Source organism: Cohnella sp. OV330 (assembly GCF_900112065.1).
Taxonomy (GTDB): domain Bacteria; phylum Bacillota; class Bacilli; order Paenibacillales; family Paenibacillaceae; genus Cohnella.
Genome location: NZ_FOKE01000010.1, coordinates 52,071 through 76,878 on the forward strand (window position 1 = coordinate 52,071; position 24,808 = coordinate 76,878).

24 protein-coding genes are annotated in these 24,808 nt (G+C 60.6%); 11 read left to right on the plus strand and 13 right to left on the minus strand.

Translation table 11 applies throughout. The features are described from left to right. Positions 1-27 precede the first annotated feature (27 nt). Together BM235_RS21980 and BM235_RS21985 are read right to left on the minus strand one after the other, a co-directional pair. Positions 28-816, minus strand: coding sequence for a response regulator transcription factor (locus tag BM235_RS21980; protein WP_090116397.1), 789 nt, complete (start codon positions 814-816; stop codon positions 28-30). Beyond that, positions 813-2,600 (minus strand): cache domain-containing sensor histidine kinase, encoded by a 1,788-nt coding sequence (locus tag BM235_RS21985; RefSeq protein WP_369803537.1) that lies wholly within the window; start codon positions 2,598-2,600, stop codon positions 813-815. Before BM235_RS21985 ends, BM235_RS21980 begins: the two co-directional genes overlap by 4 nt. A gap of 206 nt (positions 2,601-2,806) precedes the next feature. Here BM235_RS21985 and BM235_RS21990 point away from each other — a divergent pair, with 206 nt between their 5' ends. Both BM235_RS21990 and BM235_RS21995 read left to right on the plus strand, forming a co-directional pair. Beyond that, a complete protein-coding gene (locus BM235_RS21990) occupies positions 2,807-3,796 on the plus strand; it encodes a glycoside hydrolase family 43 protein (protein WP_090116398.1) in 990 nt (329 codons plus the stop codon). 192 nt (positions 3,797-3,988) lie between these two features. After that, the gene (locus tag BM235_RS21995) at positions 3,989-4,201 is read left to right on the plus strand and encodes a DUF378 domain-containing protein (RefSeq protein ID WP_090116399.1); all 213 of its coding nucleotides are present in this window, start codon (positions 3,989-3,991) and stop codon (positions 4,199-4,201) included. An 80-nt stretch (positions 4,202-4,281) separates the two neighbouring features. Here the strand turns inward: BM235_RS21995 and BM235_RS22000 are convergent, their stop codons facing one another. The 5 genes from BM235_RS22000 to BM235_RS22020 all read right to left on the minus strand — a co-directional run bounded on the left by BM235_RS22000 (position 4,282) and on the right by BM235_RS22020 (position 9,012). Next, positions 4,282-4,734, minus strand: a complete 453-nt coding sequence (locus BM235_RS22000) for an SRPBCC family protein (RefSeq protein ID WP_090116400.1) — start codon at positions 4,732-4,734, stop codon at positions 4,282-4,284. 14 nt (positions 4,735-4,748) lie between these two features. Further along, the gene (locus BM235_RS22005; protein WP_090116401.1) at positions 4,749-5,282 is read right to left on the minus strand and encodes a MerR family transcriptional regulator; all 534 of its coding nucleotides are present in this window, start codon (positions 5,280-5,282) and stop codon (positions 4,749-4,751) included. Positions 5,283-5,871: 589 nt separating this feature from the next. Beyond that, positions 5,872-6,654, minus strand: a complete 783-nt coding sequence (locus BM235_RS22010; protein WP_158543975.1) for a sporulation protein — start codon at positions 6,652-6,654, stop codon at positions 5,872-5,874. Between the two features lie 96 nt (positions 6,655-6,750). Then, positions 6,751-7,602 carry an NAD-dependent epimerase/dehydratase family protein gene (locus tag BM235_RS22015; protein WP_090116403.1) on the minus strand — a complete coding sequence of 284 codons (852 nt, stop codon included), beginning with the start codon at positions 7,600-7,602 and terminating at the stop codon, positions 6,751-6,753. 318 nt (positions 7,603-7,920) lie between these two features. After that, a complete protein-coding gene (locus BM235_RS22020; RefSeq protein WP_090116404.1) occupies positions 7,921-9,012 on the minus strand; it encodes a DMT family transporter in 1,092 nt (363 codons plus the stop codon). A gap of 135 nt (positions 9,013-9,147) precedes the next feature. Between BM235_RS22020 and BM235_RS22025 the strand changes: the two genes are divergently transcribed. After that, a complete protein-coding gene (locus BM235_RS22025; protein ID WP_090116405.1) occupies positions 9,148-10,491 on the plus strand; it encodes an aminotransferase-like domain-containing protein in 1,344 nt (447 codons plus the stop codon). 95 nt (positions 10,492-10,586) lie between these two features. Here the strand turns inward: BM235_RS22025 and BM235_RS22030 are convergent, their stop codons facing one another. After that, positions 10,587-12,251, minus strand: a complete 1,665-nt coding sequence (locus BM235_RS22030; protein WP_090116406.1) for an ABC transporter substrate-binding protein — start codon at positions 12,249-12,251, stop codon at positions 10,587-10,589. Positions 12,252-12,444: 193 nt separating this feature from the next. Here BM235_RS22030 and BM235_RS22035 point away from each other — a divergent pair, with 193 nt between their 5' ends. The 3 genes from BM235_RS22035 to BM235_RS22045 all read left to right on the plus strand — a co-directional run bounded on the left by BM235_RS22035 (position 12,445) and on the right by BM235_RS22045 (position 14,688). Continuing rightward, positions 12,445-12,663, plus strand: coding sequence for a hypothetical protein (locus BM235_RS22035; protein WP_090116407.1), 219 nt, complete (start codon positions 12,445-12,447; stop codon positions 12,661-12,663). 205 nt (positions 12,664-12,868) lie between these two features. Further along, positions 12,869-13,675 (plus strand): alpha/beta fold hydrolase, encoded by an 807-nt coding sequence (locus BM235_RS22040; RefSeq protein WP_090116408.1) that lies wholly within the window; start codon positions 12,869-12,871, stop codon positions 13,673-13,675. A gap of 26 nt (positions 13,676-13,701) precedes the next feature. Further along, a complete protein-coding gene (locus tag BM235_RS22045) occupies positions 13,702-14,688 on the plus strand; it encodes a sensor domain-containing diguanylate cyclase (protein ID WP_090116607.1) in 987 nt (328 codons plus the stop codon). 37 nt (positions 14,689-14,725) lie between these two features. Here the strand turns inward: BM235_RS22045 and BM235_RS22050 are convergent, their stop codons facing one another. Beyond that, complete coding sequence (locus tag BM235_RS22050) at positions 14,726-15,397, minus strand: YdeI/OmpD-associated family protein (RefSeq protein ID WP_090116409.1); 672 nt, start codon at positions 15,395-15,397, stop codon at positions 14,726-14,728. Positions 15,398-15,606: 209 nt separating this feature from the next. Here BM235_RS22050 and trpB point away from each other — a divergent pair, with 209 nt between their 5' ends. Further along, a complete protein-coding gene (gene trpB, locus BM235_RS22055; protein WP_090116410.1) occupies positions 15,607-16,770 on the plus strand; it encodes a tryptophan synthase subunit beta in 1,164 nt (387 codons plus the stop codon). Between the two features lie 647 nt (positions 16,771-17,417). Here the strand turns inward: trpB and BM235_RS22060 are convergent. After that, positions 17,418-18,242, minus strand: coding sequence for a sugar phosphate isomerase/epimerase family protein (locus BM235_RS22060; RefSeq protein WP_199408957.1), 825 nt, complete (start codon positions 18,240-18,242; stop codon positions 17,418-17,420). A 180-nt stretch (positions 18,243-18,422) separates the two neighbouring features. Between BM235_RS22060 and BM235_RS22065 the strand changes: the two genes are divergently transcribed. Next, positions 18,423-19,304, plus strand: a complete 882-nt coding sequence (locus BM235_RS22065; protein WP_090116411.1) for an AraC family transcriptional regulator — start codon at positions 18,423-18,425, stop codon at positions 19,302-19,304. A 30-nt stretch (positions 19,305-19,334) separates the two neighbouring features. Here BM235_RS22065 and BM235_RS22070 read toward each other — a convergent pair whose 3' ends face one another. Both BM235_RS22070 and BM235_RS22075 read right to left on the minus strand, forming a co-directional pair. Next, positions 19,335-21,089 (minus strand): methyl-accepting chemotaxis protein, encoded by a 1,755-nt coding sequence (locus BM235_RS22070; protein ID WP_158543977.1) that lies wholly within the window; start codon positions 21,087-21,089, stop codon positions 19,335-19,337. Positions 21,090-21,177: 88 nt separating this feature from the next. Continuing rightward, entirely contained in the window at positions 21,178-21,453 is a 276-nt protein-coding gene (locus tag BM235_RS22075; RefSeq protein WP_090116413.1) for a hypothetical protein, read from the minus strand. A gap of 233 nt (positions 21,454-21,686) precedes the next feature. Between BM235_RS22075 and BM235_RS22080 the strand changes: the two genes are divergently transcribed. Genes BM235_RS22080 through BM235_RS22090 form a run of 3 tightly spaced genes read left to right on the plus strand, consistent with a single transcriptional unit; the run spans position 21,687 to position 23,060 of the window. Further along, positions 21,687-22,133 carry a hypothetical protein gene (locus BM235_RS22080; protein WP_090116414.1) on the plus strand — a complete coding sequence of 149 codons (447 nt, stop codon included), beginning with the start codon at positions 21,687-21,689 and terminating at the stop codon, positions 22,131-22,133. A gap of 2 nt (positions 22,134-22,135) precedes the next feature. After that, on the plus strand, positions 22,136-22,360 hold the full coding sequence (locus tag BM235_RS22085) for a helix-turn-helix transcriptional regulator (RefSeq protein ID WP_090116415.1): 225 nt from the start codon (positions 22,136-22,138) through the stop codon (positions 22,358-22,360). Then, on the plus strand, positions 22,338-23,060 hold the full coding sequence (locus BM235_RS22090) for a DUF4386 domain-containing protein (RefSeq protein ID WP_090116416.1): 723 nt from the start codon (positions 22,338-22,340) through the stop codon (positions 23,058-23,060). Before BM235_RS22085 ends, BM235_RS22090 begins: the two co-directional genes overlap by 23 nt. A 605-nt stretch (positions 23,061-23,665) precedes the next feature. Here the strand turns inward: BM235_RS22090 and BM235_RS22095 are convergent. Further along, positions 23,666-24,757, minus strand: coding sequence for a DUF4405 domain-containing protein (locus BM235_RS22095; protein WP_090116417.1), 1,092 nt, complete (start codon positions 24,755-24,757; stop codon positions 23,666-23,668). Positions 24,758-24,808: the final 51 nt, after the last annotated feature.

Consider the following 24,808-nt stretch of genomic DNA (forward strand, 5'->3'; position numbering starts at 1 on the left):
TAACTGCGATTGGGAGAAGTTCCACTTTTATTGGATCGACGGATTTTCGTCCGCGGCTTGCTGCCTGTACTGCCTGGGGCTCATCCCTTCGTTGTCTTTGAACACCTTGATGAAATACTTGACCGTCTGGTAGCCGACCTTCTCCGCGATCTCCCAGACCGGCAGCCGGGTCGCGACGAGCAGCTCCTTCGCCTTTTGCAGCCGGATCCGAGTCAGGTAATCGCTGAACGTCACGCCCGTCTGCTCCTTGAACAGCACGCTAAAGTAGCTCGCGTTCAGGTGAAGCTGCTCCGCGACCTGCTTCATCGTGATGGCTTCATGCAGATGGCCGTAAATAAAGCCGATCGCGTCCTTGATGGCGCTGCCGTAGCGCGCCTCTTCGCGGCCCACCTCGAGCAGCTTCGGATCGACGAGCTTCTCCATCGCGTCGAGGCGGTCTTTGCCGCTGTCGCGTTCGAACGCTCTCTGCACCGTGTCGATGAGCACCGCTTTGTCCAGCGGCTTGAGAATATAGTCGAACGCGCCGAGCTGCAGCGACTTTTTCGCATATTCGAATTCGGCATGGCCGGAGATGACGATCACGACGGGCAGCGGCCCGCGCTTCGCGAGCGCCTCCAGCATCTGCAGGCCGTCGACCTCCGGCATCCGCACGTCCGTGATGAGGATATGGACCGGATTCGTCTTCAGCCACTCGAGCGCTTCGACGCCGCTCGCGGCGCATTCGATCCGGTATTTGCCCGCCGCCCAGGCGACGAGCGTCTTCTGGATGCCAAGCCGCGTGCGCGGCTCGTCATCGACGATCAATAACGTTTTCACAACGGTTCGACTCCTCCCGGAGGAATAGTGATATCAAAGCGGACGATCGTGCCGGCGCCGGGCTTGCTCTCGATGCGCAAGCCGCTGCGGTCTCCCGCCGCGTCCGGGTAATACAGCTTGAGGCGCCGCTGCACGTTGGACATGGCCACCCCCGCTCCCTTTTTGGACGAGGGCTGCCGGCTCCCGCCTTCGATTTTTTGCAGGAGGTTGGCCAGCGTCTCCTCGTCCATCCCGAGCCCGTCGTCGATAACGGCGATCGTCGCGATGCCCGGCTTGTCCGACGACACTTGAATCGTGACCGATCCGGGGCCGATGCGGCTCTCCACGCCGTGCAGGATCGCGTTCTCCACGAGCGGCTGGATGATCAGCTTGGGGATCGGCACGTGCATAAGCCCCTCGTCAGCGGCGATTCGCCAATCCAGCCGGTCGATCAGGCGCATCTTCATGATCTGCAAATACCGCTGCGCGTGATCCAGCTCGTCGCGGACGGTCACCCACTCGTCGTCTCCGCCTGCGCCGCCGATGACGTAGCGGAACAAGCCGGACATAGCGACGACGATGCCGGCCAGCTCCTCGTCCCCCTTGTCCTCGAGCGACCAATAGAACGCTTCCAGCGTGTTGAACAGGAAGTGCGGATTGATCTGCGCCTGCAGCGCCTTGAGCTCGGTGAGGCTCTGCGTAATCTCCTTCTCGTACACGACCTGGATCAGCTCGTTCATGTGCGTCACCATCTGGTTGTAAGTGTTGTTCAGCTCCCGGATCTCAAGCGACGCGATCGGCGGCGACGGGGACAGGTTCTGCTTGAGCCCGCCGAGGCGCGCGCCTCGCATCGTACGCATCAGCTTCAGGATCGGGCGCGTGATGAGCGTGGACAGCAGCAGGGTCAGCAGCAAAAACGCCACCGCGCCGATGCCGATCGACACGAGGATGGCGGTGCGAAGCACCGAGATCCCCTCGGTCGAAGCGCGCACCGGCGTGAGCAGCACGAGCGTCCAGCCGGTCGTGCGGGACCGCTGCCGCACGGACAGCAGCTCCTCGCCCCCGACGGAGACGGCTGACCCGCTCTGCGCGAGCACTACCTTGGCCTCGTCAGCGGTGAGGTCCGAGGTAATCGGGGCGCCTTGACCGTCGGCGAGCAGCATGTACTCGTCGTCGCCTCGCGCCTCTCCCTCGCCGGCAGCCTGTTCGTTCATCTCGAAGTAGTCGCGGCTAAGCCGGACCGCCAGATAGCCGCCGGCCGCGTAACCGCGGTCGATCAGGCTGATGCGGCGCATCGCGAGCACCGTATCCGGCTGCGCCGGATCGAGCCCGAACCAGACGAGCCGTCCTTTTACCCGGTCGGTCTGCCAGATCATGTCCTGCGAGACCCGCGTGTTCAGGCTGGTCTCGTCGAGCGGAAACAAGCGCCGGTAGTCCCTGGTATAGAGCTCCATCGAGCGGATACCCGTCGAGTAGGCCGTATAGGTGCTCGCGATCTGCAGCAGCGACTGGCGCTGGGCGAACGCGGAGCGGACGCCGTCCGCTTCCTGGAGCAGCAGCTTTTGCACGTAATCGTTGGTCGCCACTTGGGTCGTCAGCGAGTCGATCTGGTCGAGCAGCGCGTCGAGCCGCCCGTTCGCCTGCACCGCCGTCTGCTGGATATGCTTCTCCGCGCTGTTGCGCAGCAGGTTCGATACCTGGCCGTAAATATAAATGCCCGCAAAGGTCAGCACGACGATCATCGTCAACGTAAAAGCGGCGAAAATCTGGTTCCGTAACGTGTTCATCTCGCTCAATTTGACCAATCGAATCGCCCGCCCGTTTTCGCATGAATCCAATCCCGTCTACTGTATCACAAAGACCGATTTATCAGCCAACCGTTCTGCGCGCGCGTCCAAAACCTAAAGATTATAGGTATAAAACCTAATCATCGTGAGGTATCGGCGCGGATCGTTATTTGCTAAGATGAGGGGAAATCAACTGGATAGCGCTTACAAAAGGAGGGGCCGGAATGACGACAGAATCGCGGGGCGGCGCGCCGCTCGTGACCCATATTTATACGGCGGATCCTTCCGCTCACGTATTCGAGGGCAAGCTGTATCTGTATCCCTCGCACGATCTCGACCACGAGATGACGTCGAACGACAACGGCGACCAGTACGATATGGAGGACTATCACGTCCTCTCGCTGAACGAGGATCTGACGCAGGCGCTCGACCACGGAGAGGCGCTGCATCTGAACGATATTCCATGGGCGAAAAAGCAGCTGTGGGCGCCCGACGCGGCCTATAAGGACGGTACGTACTACCTGTTCTTCCCGGCACGGGACAATAACGACGTCTTCCGCATCGGCGTCGCGACGGGCATCTCTCCGCAAGGGCCGTTCCGCGCGGAGCCGAGCTACATTCCCGGCAGCTACAGCATCGATCCGGCCGTCTTCGTCGACGACGACGGCAAGGCTTACGTCTACTTCGGCGGGCTGTGGGGCGGACAATTGGAAAAGTGGCAGACGGGCGCTTTCTTGCCGGATGCGGAGGGGCCGTCAGGCGACGAGCCCGCGCTAGGGCCGCGGATGGCGGAACTGGCCGGCGACATGCTCGGATTCAAGGAGACCCCGCGCGAGATCCGCATCGTCGGCGAGGACGGAGAGCCGATCCGCGCCGGGGACGAGGACCGCAGGTATTTCGAGGGACCTTGGGTTCACAAGCACGAAGGCCGGTACTACCTCTCCTACTCGACCGGGACGACGCACAAGATCGTCTACGCGGTCGGGGACGATCCGTACGGTCCGTTTACATTCAAAGGCACGATCCTGACGCCTGTGATCGGCTGGACCACGCACCATTCGATTGTCCGCTACCGGGACAAATGGTATTTGTTTTACCACGACAGCTCGCTGTCCGGCGGCGCGGACAACAAGCGCTGCGTGAAAATGACCGAGCTGCACTACGAAGCGGACGGCTCCATTCGCACGATCGACCCTTATCCGGAGACGCGTTGAACGAGCTCCTTTGACGGCGGTATTTTGGCGGATTCACCTATGTCGCAGCGTTATTCTCGTCCGCGCTCCTTAAATTCTTGTGGGAAAGTAACATAAGAATCGGCGGGATTGCGTAACTTATGAATAGAATTCGCTGCACTGGGGTATTTTCTCGATGAACCGCCAAAATTCGGCTGAAGGAGTGGATCCGTAATGAAGACGCTAAACGCTATCGCGCTCGCCATTCTGATCATCGGAGGCATCAACTGGCTGTTGGTCGGTCTGTTCAAGTACGATCTCGTCGCCGAGTTGTTCGGCGGTCAAGAAGAAGTCGCTTCCCGCATCGTGTATACGATCGTCGGCATCTGCGCGCTGTATGCGATCAAATTTTTCAACGACGTCAGCAGCGATTCGCGTGCTCGTTAATACAAGCCTTTCGCGATGCGAAGAGCCGGACGGCCGCCTAATGAGGCGACTGTCCGGCATCTCGTCGTTCAGGATGAGGCTCAAGACGCCTCGGATTCGCTCCGCAGGGCGTCGCCAAGCATTTTAAGCAGCTCGTTTGTGCCGTGCTCGCGCTGCGCCGCCGTGTCGAGGCCGTCGAGAAAGACGCCCTGCTCGGTAAAGACTAACTTCGTACCGCCCTCGACCGGGTGCAGTTCGACCGTCGTCACCGAAGCCGAGATCCGCTTGTCGCCCATGTCCATGACGTACGAATAGACGATTCGCTCGTTCGGCACGATATCCTGGTAGCAGGCGTCGAACGTGAAGACGGGACCGTCCGGCGGTCCGCCGCGGCTGTATTCCCGGCCGCCGACGCGGAAGTCGAAGGTCTCCGCGGGGGTAAACCAGCGCGCCTTCGCCTCCGCGTCAGACCAGGCTTTGTAGACGCGCTCCGGCTTCGCGGGGTACGTTCTCTCCACCGTAAAAGTGGCGTGATGCGTCGATCGTTGTTCCATTTCGTTCATCCTCCCTAATCATGGTTTTCAAGCTCGTCCGCCAGCCAATCGCCCAACCGGTCGAGCGCTCGCTCGGCTTGCGTCCGCCGCTCCCAAAAATACTTCTCATGGCTCTGCTTCATCATGCCGAGCAGCTTCGTGAACGCCTCCACCCCGAGCGGCGCTTGCGCCCGCACCGCGGCCGACGCCTGCTCCAGCTCGCTCAGCAGCTTCTGCTGGACGCGGATCTGCTCCCGCAAGCGGCCGATCTGCGCGGCGATGATCTCGGACAGGTCGGGCGCGTCCCGCTCCAGGACGGACTGGATCTCCGTGAGCGGCAGGCCCAGCTCCTTGAGCGCCAGAATCTGATGCAGGCGGGACAGGTCGGATTCGTCGTACAGCCTGTGCCCCGAGTCGGTCTGACCGGAGGGGGGAAACAAGCCGATCTGGTCGTAGTAGCGCAGCGTCCGAATCGTGAGTCCCGTCAGCGCGGCGATATCTCCCACTTTCCAGCGGCCGCCCGCCGCACCCGCTTCGTCGTCCTCCGAGCCTCTGCGATGCTTGGCCATTTTTCCGCCTCCCCGTCCTGCCGTCTCTATGCCCGTAACTTTACTATAAGACGTGACGCAACGTAAGGTGCAAGAGGAATTTTATAAGGAACGAACCGGCGCAACTGCGACGTGGACGCTTATACAGGCGGCGGTCTGGAGGACCAGGCTTGTGCGGGAGACCAGCGTGGATTGCGGTTATTGCGTCTGGGGTGGTGCAGGTGCGGGCGATTGGCGAAGGCTGTCGGCGTAGCGGCGGTTTGACGGCGGGCGGGGCGGATGGCGGTGGGCGATTAGCTTGCTTGGGCGCGAAGAGAGGCGACGGATTTCCAATCGGCGACCGATAGGCGACTGATAGTTGTTAAATGGCCGTTATTTCATGCGAAACTGCGAGCTGCCTTCCGATAGCTGTTGAAAAGGCAGCTAATTCCCGAAAATCTGCTTTGAACGGGACTATAGGGCCGGATTAGCTGCCTTTCAGCAACTAATTACGCCGCTTTCCGTCGCTAGAACAAATTTAGCTGCTTTCTGACATCTAATCATACGAGCCTATGCAAAAAAAACCGGGCGATTCGCCCGCCCGGCCCTTTTGCTGCATGCGTCGCTGGCGTCAGTGCGCGTAGCGATCGATGATATCTTGAAGCACGTCGGCAATATGGGAGACGCCGCCGTCCAGGTCGCGCTGCGCGAGCGTCACCCGGACGAAGCTCTCGTCCGTATCCGTCGCTTCGGCGAAGAAGCCCGCCAAGCCGCTCGAACGCCGGTCGATCTGCAGGAGCATGCGGACCTCGCCGATCGGCGATCCGACGAAGGTCAGCTCCAGCTCGTCGAGAAGGCCCCGGTACCTTCCGCTCGACGGAATCCACTCGAACTCTTGAACGAATGAAACGGCGCCGCCCAGACGGGGCGCATAGACGGTCTCCGCCTTGCGAAGGCGGAACCCGATCTGCTCGATCGCCTCGAGCACGGCCTTCCGGCCCGCCCCGGGGATGACGTGGATGCTGTCTTCGTCGGTCGGATCGACGGCGGATTGAACATCCGCGACGGTCTTGATCCACGCTTGACCGCTTCCGATCGAGATCGGCACGCTCGCGGGGAGGATGAACGAAAAGGGAAGCTCTCTGCGCTCCTGCGGCTGCACCGTCAGCGCGTCGGCCACGCGGTACCGGGCAACGACCGCCTTCTGTTGTATCGGCTTGTCGTTGATCTCGCGCGCATACGTCGTCATGACGGATACCTCGATCCCGTCGATTCGCTGCTCCAGGTTGCCTCCCTGCAAGCGTACGACGCCGCGTATTTCTTCCCCTTGCGCGTACGCGGACTTTTCCAGCACCGTATCCAGCGTCGCCGCTCCGATCCCCACGCTCGCCAATACCCGTCCGAAGAAAGACATGATCCGCATCCCGTCCTTTATCTAAGTGATCGCTTCGCGCCCTGCATCTTAAGGTTATACGCGCGGAGCAACGGGGGGATTCAATATATGGGGAATTCAGCCAAGCGTCGCGGCAAATCCGTCGCGCCAATCCGCGAATCGCGGCTGCCAGCCGAGCCCCCTAGCTTTGGCGTTGGCCGCGCCGCGTTCGCCGCGGGCGGCGCCGAGCTGCCGCTCCGGGGCAGGCGCGCCCAGCTGCGCGGCATAATGCGGCAGCCATTCGCTGGCGGGCGCCGGGCGATCGTCGACGGCGTTCACGGCCCCGGGCGGCCAGCCCAGCGCGAGCAGCGTGGCGCTTGCCGCGTCGTCGACGTGGATGAACGACGACACGCCGTCCGTCGCAGGCTGCTCGCCGCGGCGAACCGCAACGGCCATGAAGCCATCCTTGGCGTACCACGTTCCCGAGCCATAGAAAAGCCCGTACCGCAAGATGACGGCTTCCGGCATCTCCGAGGCCGCCGTCTCCAACGCGTGCACGCCTTGGATCGTGCCGCTGCGCGGCGCGGGCGCATCCAGATCAAGCGGCTCCTCCTCGGTGGCCGGGCCTTCCCCCGGCGCGTACGCCCAAGAGATGCTCTGCGCGATCATCCGTCGCACGCCCGCGGCCAGCGCGGCGTCGACCAGATGTCGGGTTCCGACCGTCCGGATCCGCGTATTCGACGCGAAGTCGCGCTCGCCGAGCGAGGTGAGCTGGTGGATGACCGTCTCCGGCTCCGCCTCGCGAATCGCCGCGAATACGGCCTCGCGATCGAAGATGTCGAGCACGGCCGCCTTCGCGCCCAGTGCCTCCAGCCGCGCCGCGCTCGCGGCATGCCGGGTGAAACCCGTCACCTCGTGACCGGCTGCGAGGAGCAAGGGGATTAGCGATTTTCCGATAGCGCCCGTGGCGCCTGCAACTGCGATTTTCATGAGCGATTGACCTCCGAAAATAGGTTATCTTAAATCGTTAGAATGGCCGGGACCGTACGCCGCGATAGAACCGCGTTAATAGCAACCGCGGCGTGCAAGATCAAGCCGTTCGCGAGCCGGCCGCCAGGAAGGCGGGTTTGTTTCTATCCAGGACTTCCCGCGACGATTCGGAGCTGGCGAGGACGGCGTTGTTTCTATCCGAGACTTCGACGGCGATTAAACGCCCGAGACGACGGGTTTGTTCCTATCCAGGACTTCCCGCGACGGTTCGGAGCCGGCGAGGACGGCGTTGTTTCTATCCGAGACTTCCGACGGCGATCACACGCCCGAGACCACGCGTTTGTTCCCACTCGAGACCTCGGGCGACGGTTCCGCGCTCGAATCGGCGCTCTTATTTCCATCCAAGATTTCCTTCCCGACACCTCTGCCCGGCGCGCCAACCTGAATACCGCTGCTGCTCGGCTCGACGCTTTCGGCCGTCTTGCGTTTCCCCCCGCGATAGTTCGCGCCGATCACGCCGGCCAGCATGCAGATCGTGCCGATCGTCTGCGCGCCGCTCCAGTCGTCGCCCATGATCAGGACGCCGGACGAGATGGAGACGAGGTTGCCCAGGTTGACGAATAGGCTGACCTTGAAGGCTTCGATGCGGGAGAGCGCGAAGTTGGACAGCCACGACGAGACGAGCGAGGACATGATCGCGATGTAGAGCAGCGGCAGCCAGAAGCCCGGCTCGGCGGCCGGCGCGAGCAGCGCGGACATCGTGCCTTGCGTCAAGTGGCGAACGAGCGCGAGCCCGACGAAAAAATAGCACCCGGTCCGCATCATGGCGTAGCTCAGTTCTACGGCGGAGTATGAGGTGCGCAGGCCGCGCGCCAGCACGCCGTACAGCGCGAGCGCGACCGCCGACAGCAGGATCAAGCCTCCTCCGACGGCGCTCGTCCCCCGCAGCGCGTCCGCCGAGATGCCCGTCATGAAGACGAGGCCAAAGGCGGACACGAGGACGGACAGCAGCTGCAGCTTGCTCGCCCGTTCCTTCAGCAGCAGCGCGCCGAGCAGCAGCGCGAAGATCGGCGAGGTGGCCGAGAAGATGCCGGCGCCCGAGGTCGTCGCGGCGTCGAGCCCGACCGATTGGAAGCCGAAGAAAGCGGTCGGATACACCAGGCTGACGAGCAGCAGCGGCAGGCGAGGTCGGCCCTTCTGCCTGCGCGGCATGCGAATCCAGCCGGCCCGGACCGGGATCGCGAGCGCCGCGAACGACAGGGCGAAGCGGTAGGCGAGCATGTCGAACGGATCGGCGTGACGCAAGGCAAGCTTCGTGAACATAAAGGAAAATCCGATGACGATCGCGTATACTATAGCCAACGCATAAATGGCGGTGGTGCTTTTGGCGGTTGCGGGCAGGTCGGTCATGCCTTTTCCTCCTCTTGCTCGAATGCGGAGCCGGCCGGCTTCATGCTTTCAGCATAAGGCAGCGACCGCATTGCCGCTATCGATACATTCCCGATCTGTACCGGTACAGATCGGTGTCGAAGGAGTGACCCAAGCATGATGCGGTATGAAGCGCTGATACAAGATATCGAGCGTAAAATCGAAGACGGACGCATTCGCGGCGGACAAAAGCTGCCGTCCGTCCGCGAAGCGTCCGACGCCTATGCCTGCAGCAAAAGCACCGTACTTCGCGCCTATGCCGAGCTGGAAAAACGGCACAGGCTGTATTCCGTCCCCCAAAGCGGCTACTACGCAGTCGCGCAAAAGCAAGAGGAGACTTCCGCCTCGGCGAACGCGGGATGGAACTTCGCGTCCGTCGCGCCGGATCCCGAGGTGTTCCCCTACCTGGACTTCCAGCATTGCATCAACAAGGCGATCGACCGGTACCGCAATCACCTGTTCACCTACGGTACGCCGCAGGGCCTTCCCTCCCTGCTCCAGGTGCTGAGCAAGCATCTGGCCGCCTACCAGGTTTTCGCCCCGCCGGAGCGGATCACCGTAACTTCCGGCGTGCAGCAGGCGCTGTCGATTCTTACGCATATGCCGTTTCCTTCGGGCAGGCGAACGGTGCTGGTGGAGCAGCCGACGTACACGATCTTGCTGGAAATGCTCGCGCTTTTCGGCGTCCCCGTCCAAGGGATCGCGAGAACGGAGCGGGGCATCGACCTGGACGAGCTGGAGACGCTGTTCCGCGACGGCGACATCAAGTTTTTCTATACGATCCCGCGGTTTCAAAATCCGCTCGGCGCTTCCTACGGGACCGAGACGAAAAAAGCGATCGCCGCCCTGGCCAAGCGATACGACGTCATCGTCGTAGAGGACGACTTCCTCGCCGACCTCGAGACCGATCCGAAGGCGGATCCGATCCACGCTTACGGCGCGTCGCATGTCGTCTATTTGAAGAGTTATTCGAAAATTTTGTTCCCGGGCCTCCGGGTCGGCGTCGCGGTGCTGCCTCCAGGCCTGCAAGACGTCTTCAGCCGGTACAAGCGCTTCACCGACATCGACAGCTCCATGCTGTCGCAGGCGGCGCTCGAGATTTATATCCAGAGCGGCATGTTCGCGCGGCGCAAACGCAAAATCTCCGATACGTACCGCCATCGCATGCTGCGGCTGGTCCGGGCGCTCGACGCGTGCAACGGCACGCAGGACGTACGGCACCTTCGGCTGGAAGCCGGCATGCATACGCATATCGAGCTTCCGCCTACGCTAAGGTCCAAAACGCTGATCGACCGCCTCGCCAAAAAGAAAATCGAGCTTCGGGACGCCGACGCCTGCTTCCTGCCTTCGTTTCCCAAGCGCCCGCTGCTGCAGCTCAGCATCTCGCAGATCGCGGACGACCGGATCGACGAAGGCGTCGCCGCCCTCTTCGCGGAGATCGCGCGGATGCGGAGGAGCTAAGCGGCGGAGCCGAGGAGGAATACGAGGAGGAACGCGCATCCGAGTTGTGTCCGATCGAGCATGCGAGATTCCTGACTGCCTCCCGCCCGAGGAAGTCAGGCTTCGCGCCGGCGCACGCTCCAATCCTGCACGTTGATGAACATGCCGAAGTCCTTCGGCGTCGCGCCGACGACGCGCCCGTTCACGGCGCCAAGCGCTTTGGCCGCATAGAGCGCCGGCATCGGCACGTCTTCCGCGAGGATGTCTTGAAGCTCGTCGTACAGCGACTTGATCTTCTCTTCGTCGACTTCGGCGCCGACCGCCGCGAGCAGGTCGATCACCTTTTCGTTCCTGTAGCCGTTGGGATTGCCGGCGCCGAGGAAGTACGCGAGGTCCGGCAGCGGATTGACGGGCGTCATCGTCACCGGCAGAAGGCCTAGATCGAAGTCCTCCTTGACCACCTTGTCCGTCAGTTCGTCGAACGAGACGTTTTCTACGTTGACCTTGATGCCGACCTTGCCGAGATTGTCCGCCACGATATACGCCGCTTGCCGGATCGCGCCGTCGCCCGACGGCACGGACAGCGTCAACGACTTCCGTCCGTCCCAGCCCGCTTCCTTGAGCAGGCGCTTCGCCCGCGCCCGATCGTAAGCCGCAGGCTTCACGGCTTCGTTGCGATAAGGACTCACGCTGCTGAAATAACCGTCCACGACTTCGCCGGCTCCGCCCAGCAGCTTGGACACAAGCTTCCCGCGGTCGATCGCGTACGAGATCGCCTTTCGTTGCCTGGCGTCCGGAACGGATTTTTCGTTCACGTACATGAATACGGTCGTCAGCGGCTGACCGCCCACCGTCGTGACGCCCGGCATTCCTTCGATGCGTTCGTAGTCTTCGGCCGGAATGACGCCGGCGGACGGGATATTCATGTCGATCTCGCCGCTCTCCAGGGCGTCCGCGAGCGCGGCCCCCGGCAGCACCTTGAAGTTGAGCCGCTCCAGCTTGGGCGCTCCTCTGAAATAATCTTTATTCGCGACCAGTCCCGCGAATCGCTCGGGCTCGTACCGCTCGAGCTTGAACGGCCCCGACGTCACGCTCGGCTCGCGCATGAAGCCGCACTCGTTCACGTCCTCCGGCGCGACGCCCTCGAGCGCGCTGCGCGGGAGCGTCCGCAGATTGCGGCCGATCGTATCCTCGAATACCGTAAGCGTCGTCGGCGTCTTCGTCTTCATCTCTACCGTATGATCGTCGATCTTGCGCACGCCCGAGATATCCGACTCCCCGTCCGGCAGGAAGCCCGACGGGCCGAGTCCTTCGAGAATCGCGAACATGTACGCGTAGTTGGAGGCGACCATCGCGTTCGCCATCAGCTTTAGCGTGAAAATAACGTCGTCTGCCGTGACGGACGTCCCGTCGGTCCATTTCGCCGCTTCGTTCAGATTGACCTTGAACGTCCGGTTGTCCGCCGTCTCGATCGAATCGGCGAGCATCGGCTTGTACCGCAGGTCGGCGTCGATCTCCACCAATGGCGGAAAGAGCAGTCCCGCGACATAGGCGGATACGAGACCGGCGGGCGAGAGCGGATTGATGTCGCTCGGCGCGTAAGTCACGCCGACGTTCACCGTCTTCTCGGCGTCCGGTTCCTGAAAGACTTCGGCGGCCGGCGAAGCCGGCGCCGTGCCTCCGCCCCCCTTGCCCGGCTGTCCGTCGCAGGCCGACAGCACGGCGAGCGCGAAGACCAGGGACAGCGCGGCGGCCAGCTTCAGGGCGAGCTTGAATTTCATGAAGGCAACTCCTTATCGCCACTGCGATCCGAATCGAGATTTCTATATTCATAGTATCGGATTTTGTCGAAAATATCGCCACTAAAATAGGAAAATTTGACTACGAATTTGTTTCGAATGCTTCGTCTGCCGGTATTTCGTTTAGATAAAGAAGAGCGACAGAACCGAACATGCGCGAGGAGGCGGATACGGCATGGATATCAAGCACAAAGTCGGGGACATCGTCTCCAGAATCAAGAACGACAAGGACTTTTCGGAGAAGTTCAAGCGCGATCCCGCTGCGGCGATCGAGACAGTCATCGGCGTCAACCTGCCGAACGATCAGGTGAACGCGATGATCGCGGGCGTCCAGGCCAAACTGACCTCGGACAAGGCGGGAGACTTGCTCGGCTCGTTCAAAAAGCTGTTCTAGCGCCGGCGCCGAACGCCGCGCATGCCCCAGGCTGGCAGGGTTGCCGAAGAGGTAGCCCTTCCGGCCCTATTTGCATCGGACGCCGCTAAATAAGTAAACGATTGTCGCGCTCGCGTCTTCGATCAGCTATAATAAAAAAAAAATCAAGCCTATCGAATTTAATCGAAATTTGTCTATTTTAGTATCGCGTGGAGAGGGTTTGCCGATGACGATCGATATTCTCGCAAGGAACAACGTGAAGGTGCTCGGCCATGGCGAACAGCCGATCGTGTTCGCGCACGGCTTCGGCTGCGACCAGGATATGTGGCGCTATATCGTGCCCGGCTTCGAGGCGGATTACCGCGTCGTCCTGTTCGATCATGTCGGCTCCGGCCGTTCGCAGATTCAATACTACGATGCGGGCAAATACAACGACTTGCGCGGGTACGCCCAGGACGTGAACGAGATTCTGGACGCGCTCCAGCTGGAGGACGCGATATTCGTCGGCCACTCCGTCAGCAGCATGATCGGCCTGCTCGCGTCGATCCGCGACGGGAGCCGGTTCAAGCGGATCGTGATGATCGGCGCCTCTCCGCGATACGTGAACGATTCGCCCGACTACTTCGGCGGCTTCGACGCGGGCGAGATTCAGGATCTGCTTAACATGATGGAGATGAACTTCATCGGCTGGGCCAGCTACATGGCGCCGATCGCGATGCAGAACCCCGATCGCGGCGAGCTGACCGAAGAGCTCGAGCGCAGCTTCTGCTCCAAGGACCCGCATATCGCCCGGCAATTCGCGGAGGTCACGTTCCTGTCCGACTGCCGAGGCGAGCTCGAACGCACGCCCGTCCCCGCTTTGATCCTGCAATGCGCCGAGGACAGCATCGCGCCGATCGAGGTCGGGAATTATTTGCATGAGCACCTCAAGAACAGCAGTTTCCGGATCATGAATGCCAAAGGACACTACCCTCACCTCAGTCATCCGGAAGAAACGACAACCCTCATCCGACAATACTTGGCCGACGCTTAGGCCCCGGGGAAAGGCAGTTTATGGAACTGGACGCGCAACTTGATCACGCCCCTTGCGGCTACTTTTCGATTTCCGCCGAAGGCTTGCTGCTTCGGTCGGCCAATCGGACGCTGCTCCATATGCTCGGATATGAAAGCGGGGAGTTGGCGGATCGGCACATCGAGTCGATTCTGTCGCTCGCCAACAAGCTTTTTTTCCATACCTATTTTTATCCTTACATACAGCTATACGGTCAAGTCAAAGAGATGTATCTCGCCTTGCGGACGAAGGACGGCCGGGACCTCCCCGTGCTGATGAACGGCATCCGTCAGGAGCGCGGAGGCGAGCTCTTCATCGACTGCGTCGCCTTGGAGATGAACAAGCGCATCGAGCACGAAAAAGACATTTTGCGGACGAAAACGCAGCTTGAAGCGCTCTATCAGGCCACGCAGGAAGCGAACGTGCGACTGGAGCTTTTGCATGCCGAATACGAAGCCAAGCAGCAGGAGTTGCTCCGTCTGAACGCGCAGCTGGAAGCTCTCGCATCGACGGACCCGCTCACCGGCCTGCGCAACCGCCGGTTCTTTAAGGACAGCCTGGCTGAGCTGCTGAAGTCATACGCGAATAACGGGCAGCCTTTTTCGATGCTGATCCTGGATATCGACCACTTCAAAAAGATCAACGATACCTACGGACATCCGGTCGGCGATCTGGTGCTCTCGAGCCTCGCCGCGCTCCTCCGCCCGGCATCGGGTTCGGCCGACATCGCGGCCCGGTACGGCGGGGAGGAATTCGTCGTGCTCATGCCGGGCGCGGATCGCCCGAGCGTCATCGAAGCCGCCGAGCGATATCGGGCCGGCGTAGAGGCCGCCTCCTGGGAGGGGCTCCGCATCACGATCAGCGTCGGCGCGGCGACGGCCTCCCCCGGCGATACCGACGAGACCTTGGTGAATCGGGCCGACCAGGCGCTCTACGCCTCCAAGAGCGGCGGGCGCAATCGCGTCACGTACGGGGAGACGGAACGCCGAAGCTGATCCCGACGCCGTGGTCCGGCGCGAGAAGACGGACGGTTCACCGCCGCCTATAGCTGTCCACGCTCTTGTAGCCGGCCTCCAGCATCGCGATCATTTCCTCGCGGCGCCTCTCCCGCGTATTCTCCTGAACGACGCCGTATACGAAGCGGGCCCAGTCCTTGCGGTATCCCGGCGTTAGCGACCGATAAAAGTCCAGCGCGGCCGGACGGTCCCGAAGATCGCGCTCGACGTCCGCGACGCGATCGACATAGTCGTTCGTGCGTTGGCTGGGCTTGGCCGACGCCGATACCTGCGCCTTGCGCGCCTCCTCCTTGAATCCGACGACGGTAAACACCTCGTTCAGCCCCGCCATGCGGGCGAACTTGAAGTCGCTTTTCCCGATATAGCCGTCTTCCCCCGCGTCCAGTCCGGCGAACAGCTCGTCCCGGTGAATAAAGGTCGGATACGCCTTATTCCCTTTTTTGGGGTACGCCGCGTACAGATACCCGTTCTTGTTCAAATGGCCGCCTTCGATTACCTTGCGAACGACTGCCTGCAGTTCCCCCATATCGAGCGCGAACGCAAAGATGAGGTCGTAGCCCGCGCCTTCGGCGAGCTCGGTGTCGTAAGCCGCGAGCCCCTCGAATAGCGACTCGCCTTCCGGCTCGCGCAGAATGGCAGCTTTTTCGTATTTATTCAGGTTTAGCTTTTCGACGATGGTCTTGGACATACGCGCCTCCTGATCGAACCCGAGTAGTGAAAAATCCCATACGTCCAGATTATATCGCAAAACCGCTTTGGAAAACCCGCGGCCATCCAGCGCTCGCAAACTCGAAGCTGCTAAAAATATCCATATCGAGACTTCTGCCTGCGATGGTAATGTGATACGCTGGAAGACGAAAAGCGAGAAATCGCAATCTTACCTTTGGAGGCGCTTGCATGAGCCAAGAGACGCTGCAGGAAGGATACTTCGGGGAGTTCGGAGGCAGCTTCGTGCCGCCGGAATTGCAGGAGGTGCTGAGCTATCTCAGCGAGCAATTTTACAAGTTCCGGGACGATCCGGCATTCAACGAGGAGCTGCAGTATTACCTGCGCGAGTATGTCGGACGCGAGAGTCCGCTGACCTATGCGGAGCGTCTGACCGATGCCTGGGGCGGCGCCAAGGTCTATCTCAAGCGCGAGGACCTGAACCATACGGGCGCGCACAAAATCAATAATGCCATCGGCCAGATCCTGCTCGCCAAGCGGATGGGCGCGAAGCGCATCATCGCGGAGACGGGCGCCGGACAGCACGGCGTCGCGACGGCGACGGCCTGCGCCATGTTCAATATGGACTGCGTCATTTACATGGGCGCCGAGGATACGCGGCGTCAGGCGCTGAACGTGTTCCGCATGGAGCTGCTCGGCGCGAAGGTCGTCCCGGTCGACAAGGGGCAGGGCCGGTTGAAGGACGCGGTCGACGAGGCGCTGGGCGATCTGGTGCAGAACTATAAGAATACGTTCTACCTGCTGGGCTCGGCCGTCGGTCCGCATCCGTTCCCGACGATGGTCAAGCACTTCCAGGCGATCATCAGCGAAGAGTCCAAGCGGCAGATTCTGGAGAAGGAAGGCCGGCTGCCGGACGCCGTCATCGCCTGCGCGGGCGGCGGCAGCAACGCGATCGGCGCGTTCGCGCACTACATAGAAGAGCCGGACGTGCGCCTGATCGGCGTCGAGCCCGACCAGGCGCCGACGCTGACCGAAGGCGTGCCGGGCATCATTCACGGCTTCAAATGCCTGGTGCTGCTGGACGAAGCGGGAGAGCCGCGCAAAACCTACTCGATCGCCGCCGGGCTCGACTATCCGGGCATCGGGCCGGAACATAGCCATCTGAAGGTGACCGGCCGGGCGGAGTACGTGACGGTCACCAACGACGAAGTGCTGGCGGCGTTCCAGGAGCTGTCGCGCACGGAAGGCATCGTGCCTGCGCTGGAGAGCGCGCACGCGGTCGCCCACGCCAAGAAGCTCGCGCCGACGCTGACGCGGGACCACATCCTCATCGTCAACCTGTCCGGCCGCGGCGACAAGGACGTCGAGCAAGTGTTCCATATGCTGAAGAAGTAAGCCAACAACGCCAAAAAGCCGTCCCCGAGTCAGTAATATGACTCGGGGGCGGCTTGTTTGTGTTTGCTGTGCCAGTGCGCGGAGCATCGGCGCAATGAGAGCGCCCCGGTTGGGCAGGGCCGGGGATCGCTCATCTACTGCTCTACGGCAGTCGTTTAGGCATTTCGGCGCCGGGGATCGCTCATCTACTGCTCTACGGCAGTCGTTTAGGCATTTCGGCGCCGGGGATCGCTCATCTACTGCTCTACGACAGTCGTTTGGGCATTTTGGCGCCGGGGGTCGCTCATCTACTGCTCTACGATAGTCGTTTGGACACCCTTGAATAGATGCCGTTCAGCCGTGCAGTCACCGGGACAAAGAAGGGGCTATCTTCAGGCTTTTAACACCTGTTAGACAACCCCACCCTTCCCAGCCATACCGATCCGTGCGCCAATTGTTTATCTATGTCCATACATCAATCCCCGCCGCACCATTCACGGGGCCATGTGTTGACCTGGATCAACACCTCAAGCCCCATTGCACCGTGCACGAGTCAAGGTGTTGATCTACGTCAATACATCGTTCCCTGCCGCTCCGTGCACGGCCAAGTGTTGATCCGTCAACACATGGCACTCAGCTGCGCCGTGACTGGCCCCGCATGTCCCCGCTCAAGCTTCCTGCAGCCACTGCTTCAGATCGCCCGTCGTGCGCAGGATGTCTTGCCGCTGCTCCTCACCGGAGATCTCGCGCTCGATAATATACTCGCCCGTGAACCCGATTTCCTTCAGCTTCTTCACGAACGCGGGGAAGTTCACCTTTCCCGTGCCCGCGCGGACTTCTTCGCCGAGGTTGTCGCCGTCCGTCGGGTAGAGCCCGTCCTTCACGTGGACGTTGCGCACGTAAGCGCCGATCGTGTCCAGCGCGTCGATCGGATTGCCTTTGCCGTACAGGATAAGGTTGGCCGGGTCGAGGTTGATGCCGAGATTGGACGTGCCGACCCGCTGGATCGTGCGCAGCAGCACGACCGGCGTCTCCTGTCCGGTCTCGAACCAGAAGCCGATCCCCTTGCTCTCGCAGTAGGCGGCGACCTCGCGGACGGCTTCGACGACCGCCGGGTAGGCAGGATCCGTCATATTTTCCGGGATAAATCCGACATGGGTGATGATCGCGGGAGCGCCGATCCATGACGCGAAGTCCGCCCAGCTTTTCAGCGCCTTCACCCGCTCCTCGCGGTAGGCTTCAGGCACGAGGCCAAGCGTGAGCGGGCCCTGCGTGAAGTTCCACTCCGCCGGTCCCGGCACGCCCGCCCATACCGCGCAGACGCGCACATTCGCCTCGCGCGCTTCCCTGACGACCCGCTCGGCCACTTCCGGCGTGCAATAATCCATGTTCCACGAATTCAACTGGCACACGCCGAATCCGTAATCGCTGACGACCTTGAACATATTGTCCTGCGCGCTCGTATCGATGGTATGAATAACGCCGATTTCCAAGACAAATTCCCTCCCCTATCCCCAAGACGCTGCCGACGCCCGCCATTGGCCATGTAAGTTTACTAGCCTCATCATAGCTCCTTTCCCTGTGGCTTGATTTAGAAAATTTGTCGGCAAATTTATACTTCCTTTTGCATAATCGAACGGAAAGTTTATACTTTAATTCGGAGGGGACGGCAGATGGATTTTATCAAGCATAGGCTGCGCGAGCAGCTCGTCGTGAACGACATCTACACGTGCTTCTACTTCGAGCAGTCCAATCGGGAGCAGTACGTCGCGGAGAGCCACGATTTCTGGGAGATCGTCTACGTCGACAAGGGCGAGGTGAACGCGAATACGGGGTCGGGTTATTATCGGCTGAATCAAGGCAACATTCTCGTGCATAGTCCGAACGAATTCCATCAACTCGAGAGCGCCGGCAGCAAGGCGCCCAACCTGTTTATCGTTACCTTTCGCTGCGACGACGAGGCCATGGCTTTTTTTGACGAAAATAAGCTGTTCCGCATCGGACAAGCCGAGCATGCGGCGCTCGCGCGGTTGATGAAGGAGGGTCTGGACGCCTTCGGCCTGAACCAGTACCCGATCGTCCCCCGGCCCGAGGCCGCATTCGCTGCGGAACAGCTATTTAAACTTTATCTGGAGCAGCTGCTGATCCTCATCATCCGCAATAAGCGGCCTACCGGGCAGCAAGCCGAACAGCTCATGTCCACCACCGCCGAAAATCAGAGCGCGCACCTGGGCAAGCGGATCATCGCTTATCTCGAGCAAAACCTGTCCGCCAAAATCACGCTGGACGGCCTGTCCGCGCAGTTCAACATGAGCCGCACGCAGCTTAACATTTTGTTCAAGCGGACGGTCGGCACCGGCATCATCGCCTACCTCAACCGCCTGAAGATCGAGCGGGCCAAAGCCTATATCCGCGAGGAAATCTATAATTTGACCGAAATCTCGAACTTGCTTGGATACAGCAGCGTCCACTACTTTTCGCGTCACTTCAAGCAATCCGTCGGCATGACGCCGTCCGAATACGCCAGGACGATCAAGGCGCGGAACGAGCTTTGAGCCGGGATTGCGGCAAAGCTAAAACTAGCGCTAGAGCTTGAACTTGGCGACCGCCTCTTCCAGCACGGCGCCTCTCTTCTTGAGCTGCGCCGTCGTATCGGCGATCCGCCTCGCGGCTTCAAGCTGGCCGGCCGACATCCGCTGGATGGAGATCGCGCTGTCCGCGCTGACCGCCGAGATTTGCGACATCTGCTCGACCGAAGCCGCGACTTCCTCGGAGCCGGCAAGCACCTGCTCCGCAGCCGCCGAGATCTCCTGGATATGGCCGTTCACGAAGACGAACCGGTCTACCGTATCGTCTAACAGCGACGCCACCTCGCCCGACAGCTCCGCGCCCTTCGCCATCTCCTGCGCTTCCTCCGCCATTCGCTCCCCGATCTGCGCCGACTCGCCGCGGATCTGCTCCAGGAGCGAAGTGACCTGCGTCGCGGATACGGCCGCCGCCTCCGCGAGCTTGCGAATCTCGCCGGCGACGACGCCGAATCCCGCGCCGTGCTCTCCGGCCCGCACCGCCTCGATCGACGCGTTCAGCGCGAGAATCTTGGTCTGATCGGCATTGCTCGCGATCGATTGGAGCACCGGCTTGATCTCTTGCATGTAGGCATTCAGCACCTGCACCGAGGTCGTCGTCTGTTCGGCGACGGCGGACATCGATCCGACCTGCTCCTTGAGCACGCGGATCGAGCTTCTGCCGTGCTCCGCCGCAGCCAGCGCATCCGCGGAAGCCGCGGCCACGCTTGACGACGCTTCGGCGACCCGCTGGATGGCCAGCGAGATCTCTTCCATCGACTTCGCGCTATCTTCCGCACCCGTGCGTTGATGCGCCGCTCCGTCGGCCAGCTGTCCGATCGATTGCTCCATATCCACGTTTAGCGCGACCATCCGCTGCGCTTCGGCGCCGAATTGGTCGGTCGAGCGCACGAGATCCGCCGTCGTCGCCGTCACGTCTTGCACGACGCTGCCGAGCGTGACGCCAAGCCGTTCGGTCATCCGCTTCATGGCGGCGTACGCTTGCCCGATCTCGTCCTTGGACCGTACGCGCCTTGCGCCCAGCTGACGCTGCGCCTCCGCGAGATCGCCGCCGGCCATCGCCTCCGCCCCGCGGACGATCGTGCCGAGCGGCCGAAGCGCGCGGGCCATGAACCACGCGATCAGCAAAAAGACGAGGAGCGTAAGCGCGCCCATAAGTACGAACGCCGTCATGCTTTTCTCCAGAACGTCCCTATAAATCGTATTCGACACGGCGACGTCCGTATCGATACCGAGCGCGCCGATCACCGTCCCGCCCGAATCGCGAAGCGGCGCGAACGAGGAGAGATAGTCGCCGTATTCGGGGTTGTGAATAATGCCGGTCTTGGCCGTCTTGCCCGCCAATACGTCCGCGATCGCCGCTTTCGGCATGTCGGTGACCTCGCCGATCGGAGACGCCGTCTCTTCGTTCTTCGGCTGGCCGTCGATCAGAATGATCGGCTGACCGAGGTCGTCGATCTTCACCGTATACACGTAAAGCGCGCCGATCTCCAGCCGATAGCGGTTCAGCACTTCGCGCAGACGCCAATAGAGATCGTTTTCCTGCGCGTCCTTGGTAAAGCTGTCGTAGGAAGCCATGTCGAACTGCCCCGCGTAGGCCTCCGCGATATGCATGCCGATGCTGCCGATCGCCTCCTCGCTGGCCTGCTTCGTATTGCGAACCTGCAAATAGATCAACGCAGAAGACAGGACGACGAGGATCGTCAGAATCATGACCGACAGCTTGAATACGAGGCGGCTCCTAAATCTAAACATGCGGGCCCATGCTCCCTTATATGGATTGCGACAAGATTCCCTATTTTTCCTAAAATCTCGACATAATATAGTTCGCTTAGTCTTCGCCTTATCCTTCTTGAAGGAAGGCATTTACCGCCAAATATAAACTTAACGCGGTTAGCGCGAAGAAGATGATCGCGAGCCGGCGGTTGCGTCGAAACTGCAAACCCCATAAGCCGAAAAAAATCGCTGCCGCCAGTTTGGCTCCTCCGTCGTAACCTTCGTCCTCTCCGAATAGCGAGCTGCTAAACAGGATCGATACGAGCAGCGCTGCGGGAGCTAAAATACGAAACCAGAGCGGCTGCACAAGAAAAAAACGGTACATAAACTTCAGTCGCTGCATAATGTCGCGGCCCCTTTCAGATAAACCTTATTATTAGCATATCGGCGCATTGCCTTCGCTAATGAATCGGTTTTATCCACGAGAAGGTAAGCGAACGAAAAAAGCGTCTTAAGGCGCAACGGCCCGGGCAAGTAAATGCATGATGTAAAATACACTTTACATAATGATTGAAATAGATTACATTATGAATATCAAACTTGACTTTAAACGAATGGTAAAGGGAGAGCAGCCGCATGACCTATCAAGAAAAGAAGAGCATCGTATCGCTAATCAGCGCAGTCCTCATTTTCGCGGCGTACTCGTCGGTCATGTACCCGCGTCATCCCGGCGATGGCACCGAGGCCGACGAAATCTTTCGCTACTGGGGCTCCTTCGTCCTCATTTTGATGCTGGTCTCGATATTCGCGCACATCGTCATCGGCATCGTCTTCAACATCGTCCACCGGATGACGACCGGAGAGAAGGAGCCGTCGTTCGCCGACGAGCTCGACAAGCTGATCGACTTGAAGGCATTTCGCAACTCGTTCCTGGTGTTCGTCCTCGGCTTCTTGGCGTCCATGGGCGCGCTGGTCGCCGGCCAGCCTGCGCAGTCGATGTTCGTCATCCTGATCGCCGCCGGCTTCCTCTCGGACGTGACCGGCTCCGCGACCCGGCTGTATCACTACCGGAGAGGCGTATAGCGATGGGCAAGAACCTGATCGGCAATCACATCCGGAAGCTGCGGTTCAACCGCGACGAAATGACGCAGCAGCAGTTGGCTGAATTGACAGGCGTGACCAGACAGACGATCGTGGCATTGGAAAAGGGCAACTACTCCCCTTCGCTGGAACTGGCATTCCGAATCGCGCGCGCTTTTAAACTACCTTTGGAAGAGGTGTTCTTCTATGGAGAAGACGCAGCAGAGTAAGTATTCGAGCACGCTTGCCTCTAAGATAGCCGGCATCCTGTTTATCCTCGCGGCCGTCTCTTCGATCGTCGGTCTTCTGCTGTACGATCCGATCCTGAACGGCCCCGATTATCTCGTTCAAGGCGCCGCGCACGGCGATCAGGTGGTTCTGGGGGCGGTGATGGAGCTGATCCTCGTCGTGTCCGCCGTCGGCACGTCGATCACGATGTTTCCGTATTTGCGCAAATACAATCAGACGTTGGCGCTCGGCCATGTGTTCTTCCGATTCATGGAAGCCGTCGTCATCGTCATCGGCATCGTCGGCGTCCTGTCGCTGCTGACCCTAAGCCGGGACTTCGCTGCCGCGTCCGCGCCGGACGCAGCCGCTTACCAGGCTTCCGGCGTCTTGTTGAAGGCGATTCACGACTGGACATTTCTGCTCGGTCCCAACTTCATGCTGGGCATCAATACGATGCTGTACAGCTATATCTTTTACAAATCCGGGCTCGTTCCGAGGTTCATCCCGATCCTGGGCATGACCGGCGCCGTCCTCGTCTTCTCGGCCGCCCTGTTCGAGATGTTCGGCGTCTTCGAGCAATTGTCCGTCTGGGGCGCGCTGCTGTCGCTGCCGGTGGCGGCGAACGAGATGATCCTTGCGGTATGGCTGATTGCCAAAGGATTCTCCAAGTCTCCGCACTATCCGGCGGTTAGGCCTGCCTAAGAAGGAGGGGCGGTCCCTCCCAGCCGCTACACCGCCGCTCGCCCGATACTCAAATAGCGCAAAATTGCGCTATTCTCGCACCCTCGCTCCTCGCCGCTTCACCGCCGCTCACGAGACACCTAAGAATAGCGCAAAATTGCGCTATTCTCGCACTCATCCCCCTCGCCGCTACACCGCCGCTCACGAGACACCTAAGAATAGCGCAAAATTGCGCTATTCTCGCACCCACGCCCTCCGCCCGCTACACCGCCGCTCACGAGACACCTAAAAATAGCGCAAAATTGCGCTATTCTAGCACCCACGCCCCTATCCGTTTCAGGAAGGGGCTCGACCGTATCGTGCAAAAGTGCAGGATACAACCGCGGACCGGACGTTCCGGCAAGCTATCCCGCAAAAATACAGGATACGGCGCTCTTGCGGGCTAAAACATTCAAATGCAAAGATGCATCGTGCAGATTTGCGCGATAGAACGACCGATTCGCTTTATTGGGCTGCCTATCGCGTACTTTTGCGCGATAGGTAGCCGATTGCGGGCACCGACAAACGTAAAGGGGCTGCCCAAGTCGTCGATCAGACTTGGGACAGCCCCTCTTTGCGTCTATGGCTCAGGATTCGGCGGTCGGGCTCGGCTTCGTTCGCGGCCGCGCCGGCTTTTTGCGAGTGATCAGCTTGTTGAGGTAGTAGGCGAGGATGACGAACACGCCCATCATGCCCAGGTAGGTGGCCAGTACGTTCAGCGGGTTCGCGCTCTCGCCGCGGCCGCCTTCCCCAGGACGGCCGCCGCGGAAGGCTTGCGGCGTCGTTGTCGCTGTCGTGTCGCTTGCGCTGCCGGTTCCGGCGCTGCTACTGCCATTGACACTGCTACTGCCATTGACACTGCTACTGCCATTGACGCTGCTATTGCCATTGACGCTGCTATTGCCATTGACGCTGCCATTGCCGTCGATGCTGCTGCTGTCATTGATGCTGCTATTGTCGCTGGCGCTGCCTTTCCCATTCATGCTGCTATTGTCCTGGACGCCGTTGTTCGCCGTATCGCCCGCATCCGGCCGAAATCCCCGGTCGCCTCTTCCTTCCATGCCGAATCCCTTGTCCATCCCGCCCGGACCGCCCTGCGCGGAGCCGCTGCCGAACGCCGAGCCGACGCTGGACAGGCGTTGGACGTAGCTCGTCTGCGTCATCTCGTATATACCGAACGCCAGGACGGCGACCATCGCCAGCTTCAGCGCGCCACTGAACGCGCGGGACGACGAATTGCGGCCGGCCATCTTTTTGACCATGTTCATGACCCAATTCCAATGGAGCCCGACGTGTACGCCGACGATCGCGAGGACCAGGAACGACACGCTGACATGCGTCGCCTTGAACCACATCTCGTTGCCGATCGTGACTTGAGGGAAGACGATGCGGGAGATGATGATCCCGCTGAAGACGATGAAAGCCATCGAGACGAGCAGCAGCAGGTTCAGCCCGTACTCGAACCGCGTTTTCCAAGGCAACTTGCGGTCGAGCATCTTCATCGTGACGCGCTTGACCCAGGCCGCATTCAGCAGAACGTGGACGATAAACGCAACCCCGATGCCGAGACCGGCCATCTCGTGAAAGGACAAGCCTCCGAGCACTCTATCGTTGAACAGCAGCACGAAGGTGACCGCCATGAGCAAATCCAGCGCAAGTTTAAAAAATTGCTTTTTCATATCATCCTCGTCCCATCTCTTGAGAAGTTATCCCGATCATAATCGGGATGA

Bases quoted from the DNA above. Each gene is read 5' to 3' on its own strand.
- BM235_RS21990 (WP_090116398.1), top strand. From the start codon at position 2,807: ATGACGACAGAATCGCGGGGCGGCGCGCCGCTCGTGACCCATATTTAT.
- BM235_RS21995 (WP_090116399.1), top strand. From the start codon at position 3,989: ATGAAGACGCTAAACGCTATCGCGCTCGCCATTCTGATCATCGGAGGC.
- BM235_RS22000 (WP_090116400.1), bottom strand. From the start codon at position 4,734: ATGGAACAACGATCGACGCATCACGCCACTTTTACGGTGGAGAGAACG.
- BM235_RS22005 (WP_090116401.1), bottom strand. From the start codon at position 5,282: ATGGCCAAGCATCGCAGAGGCTCGGAGGACGACGAAGCGGGTGCGGCG.
- BM235_RS22010 (WP_158543975.1), bottom strand. From the start codon at position 6,654: ATGTCTTTCTTCGGACGGGTATTGGCGAGCGTGGGGATCGGAGCGGCG.
- BM235_RS22015 (WP_090116403.1), bottom strand. From the start codon at position 7,602: ATGAAAATCGCAGTTGCAGGCGCCACGGGCGCTATCGGAAAATCGCTA.
- BM235_RS22020 (WP_090116404.1), bottom strand. From the start codon at position 9,012: ATGACCGACCTGCCCGCAACCGCCAAAAGCACCACCGCCATTTATGCG.
- BM235_RS22025 (WP_090116405.1), top strand. From the start codon at position 9,148: ATGATGCGGTATGAAGCGCTGATACAAGATATCGAGCGTAAAATCGAA.
- BM235_RS22030 (WP_090116406.1), bottom strand. From the start codon at position 12,251: ATGAAATTCAAGCTCGCCCTGAAGCTGGCCGCCGCGCTGTCCCTGGTC.
- BM235_RS22035 (WP_090116407.1), top strand. From the start codon at position 12,445: ATGGATATCAAGCACAAAGTCGGGGACATCGTCTCCAGAATCAAGAAC.
- BM235_RS22040 (WP_090116408.1), top strand. From the start codon at position 12,869: ATGACGATCGATATTCTCGCAAGGAACAACGTGAAGGTGCTCGGCCAT.
- BM235_RS22050 (WP_090116409.1), bottom strand. From the start codon at position 15,397: ATGTCCAAGACCATCGTCGAAAAGCTAAACCTGAATAAATACGAAAAA.
- trpB (WP_090116410.1), top strand. From the start codon at position 15,607: ATGAGCCAAGAGACGCTGCAGGAAGGATACTTCGGGGAGTTCGGAGGC.
- BM235_RS22065 (WP_090116411.1), top strand. From the start codon at position 18,423: ATGGATTTTATCAAGCATAGGCTGCGCGAGCAGCTCGTCGTGAACGAC.
- BM235_RS22070 (WP_158543977.1), bottom strand. From the start codon at position 21,089: ATGTTTAGATTTAGGAGCCGCCTCGTATTCAAGCTGTCGGTCATGATT.
- BM235_RS22075 (WP_090116413.1), bottom strand. From the start codon at position 21,453: ATGCAGCGACTGAAGTTTATGTACCGTTTTTTTCTTGTGCAGCCGCTC.
- BM235_RS22080 (WP_090116414.1), top strand. From the start codon at position 21,687: ATGACCTATCAAGAAAAGAAGAGCATCGTATCGCTAATCAGCGCAGTC.
- BM235_RS22085 (WP_090116415.1), top strand. From the start codon at position 22,136: ATGGGCAAGAACCTGATCGGCAATCACATCCGGAAGCTGCGGTTCAAC.
- BM235_RS22090 (WP_090116416.1), top strand. From the start codon at position 22,338: ATGGAGAAGACGCAGCAGAGTAAGTATTCGAGCACGCTTGCCTCTAAG.
- BM235_RS22095 (WP_090116417.1), bottom strand. From the start codon at position 24,757: ATGAAAAAGCAATTTTTTAAACTTGCGCTGGATTTGCTCATGGCGGTC.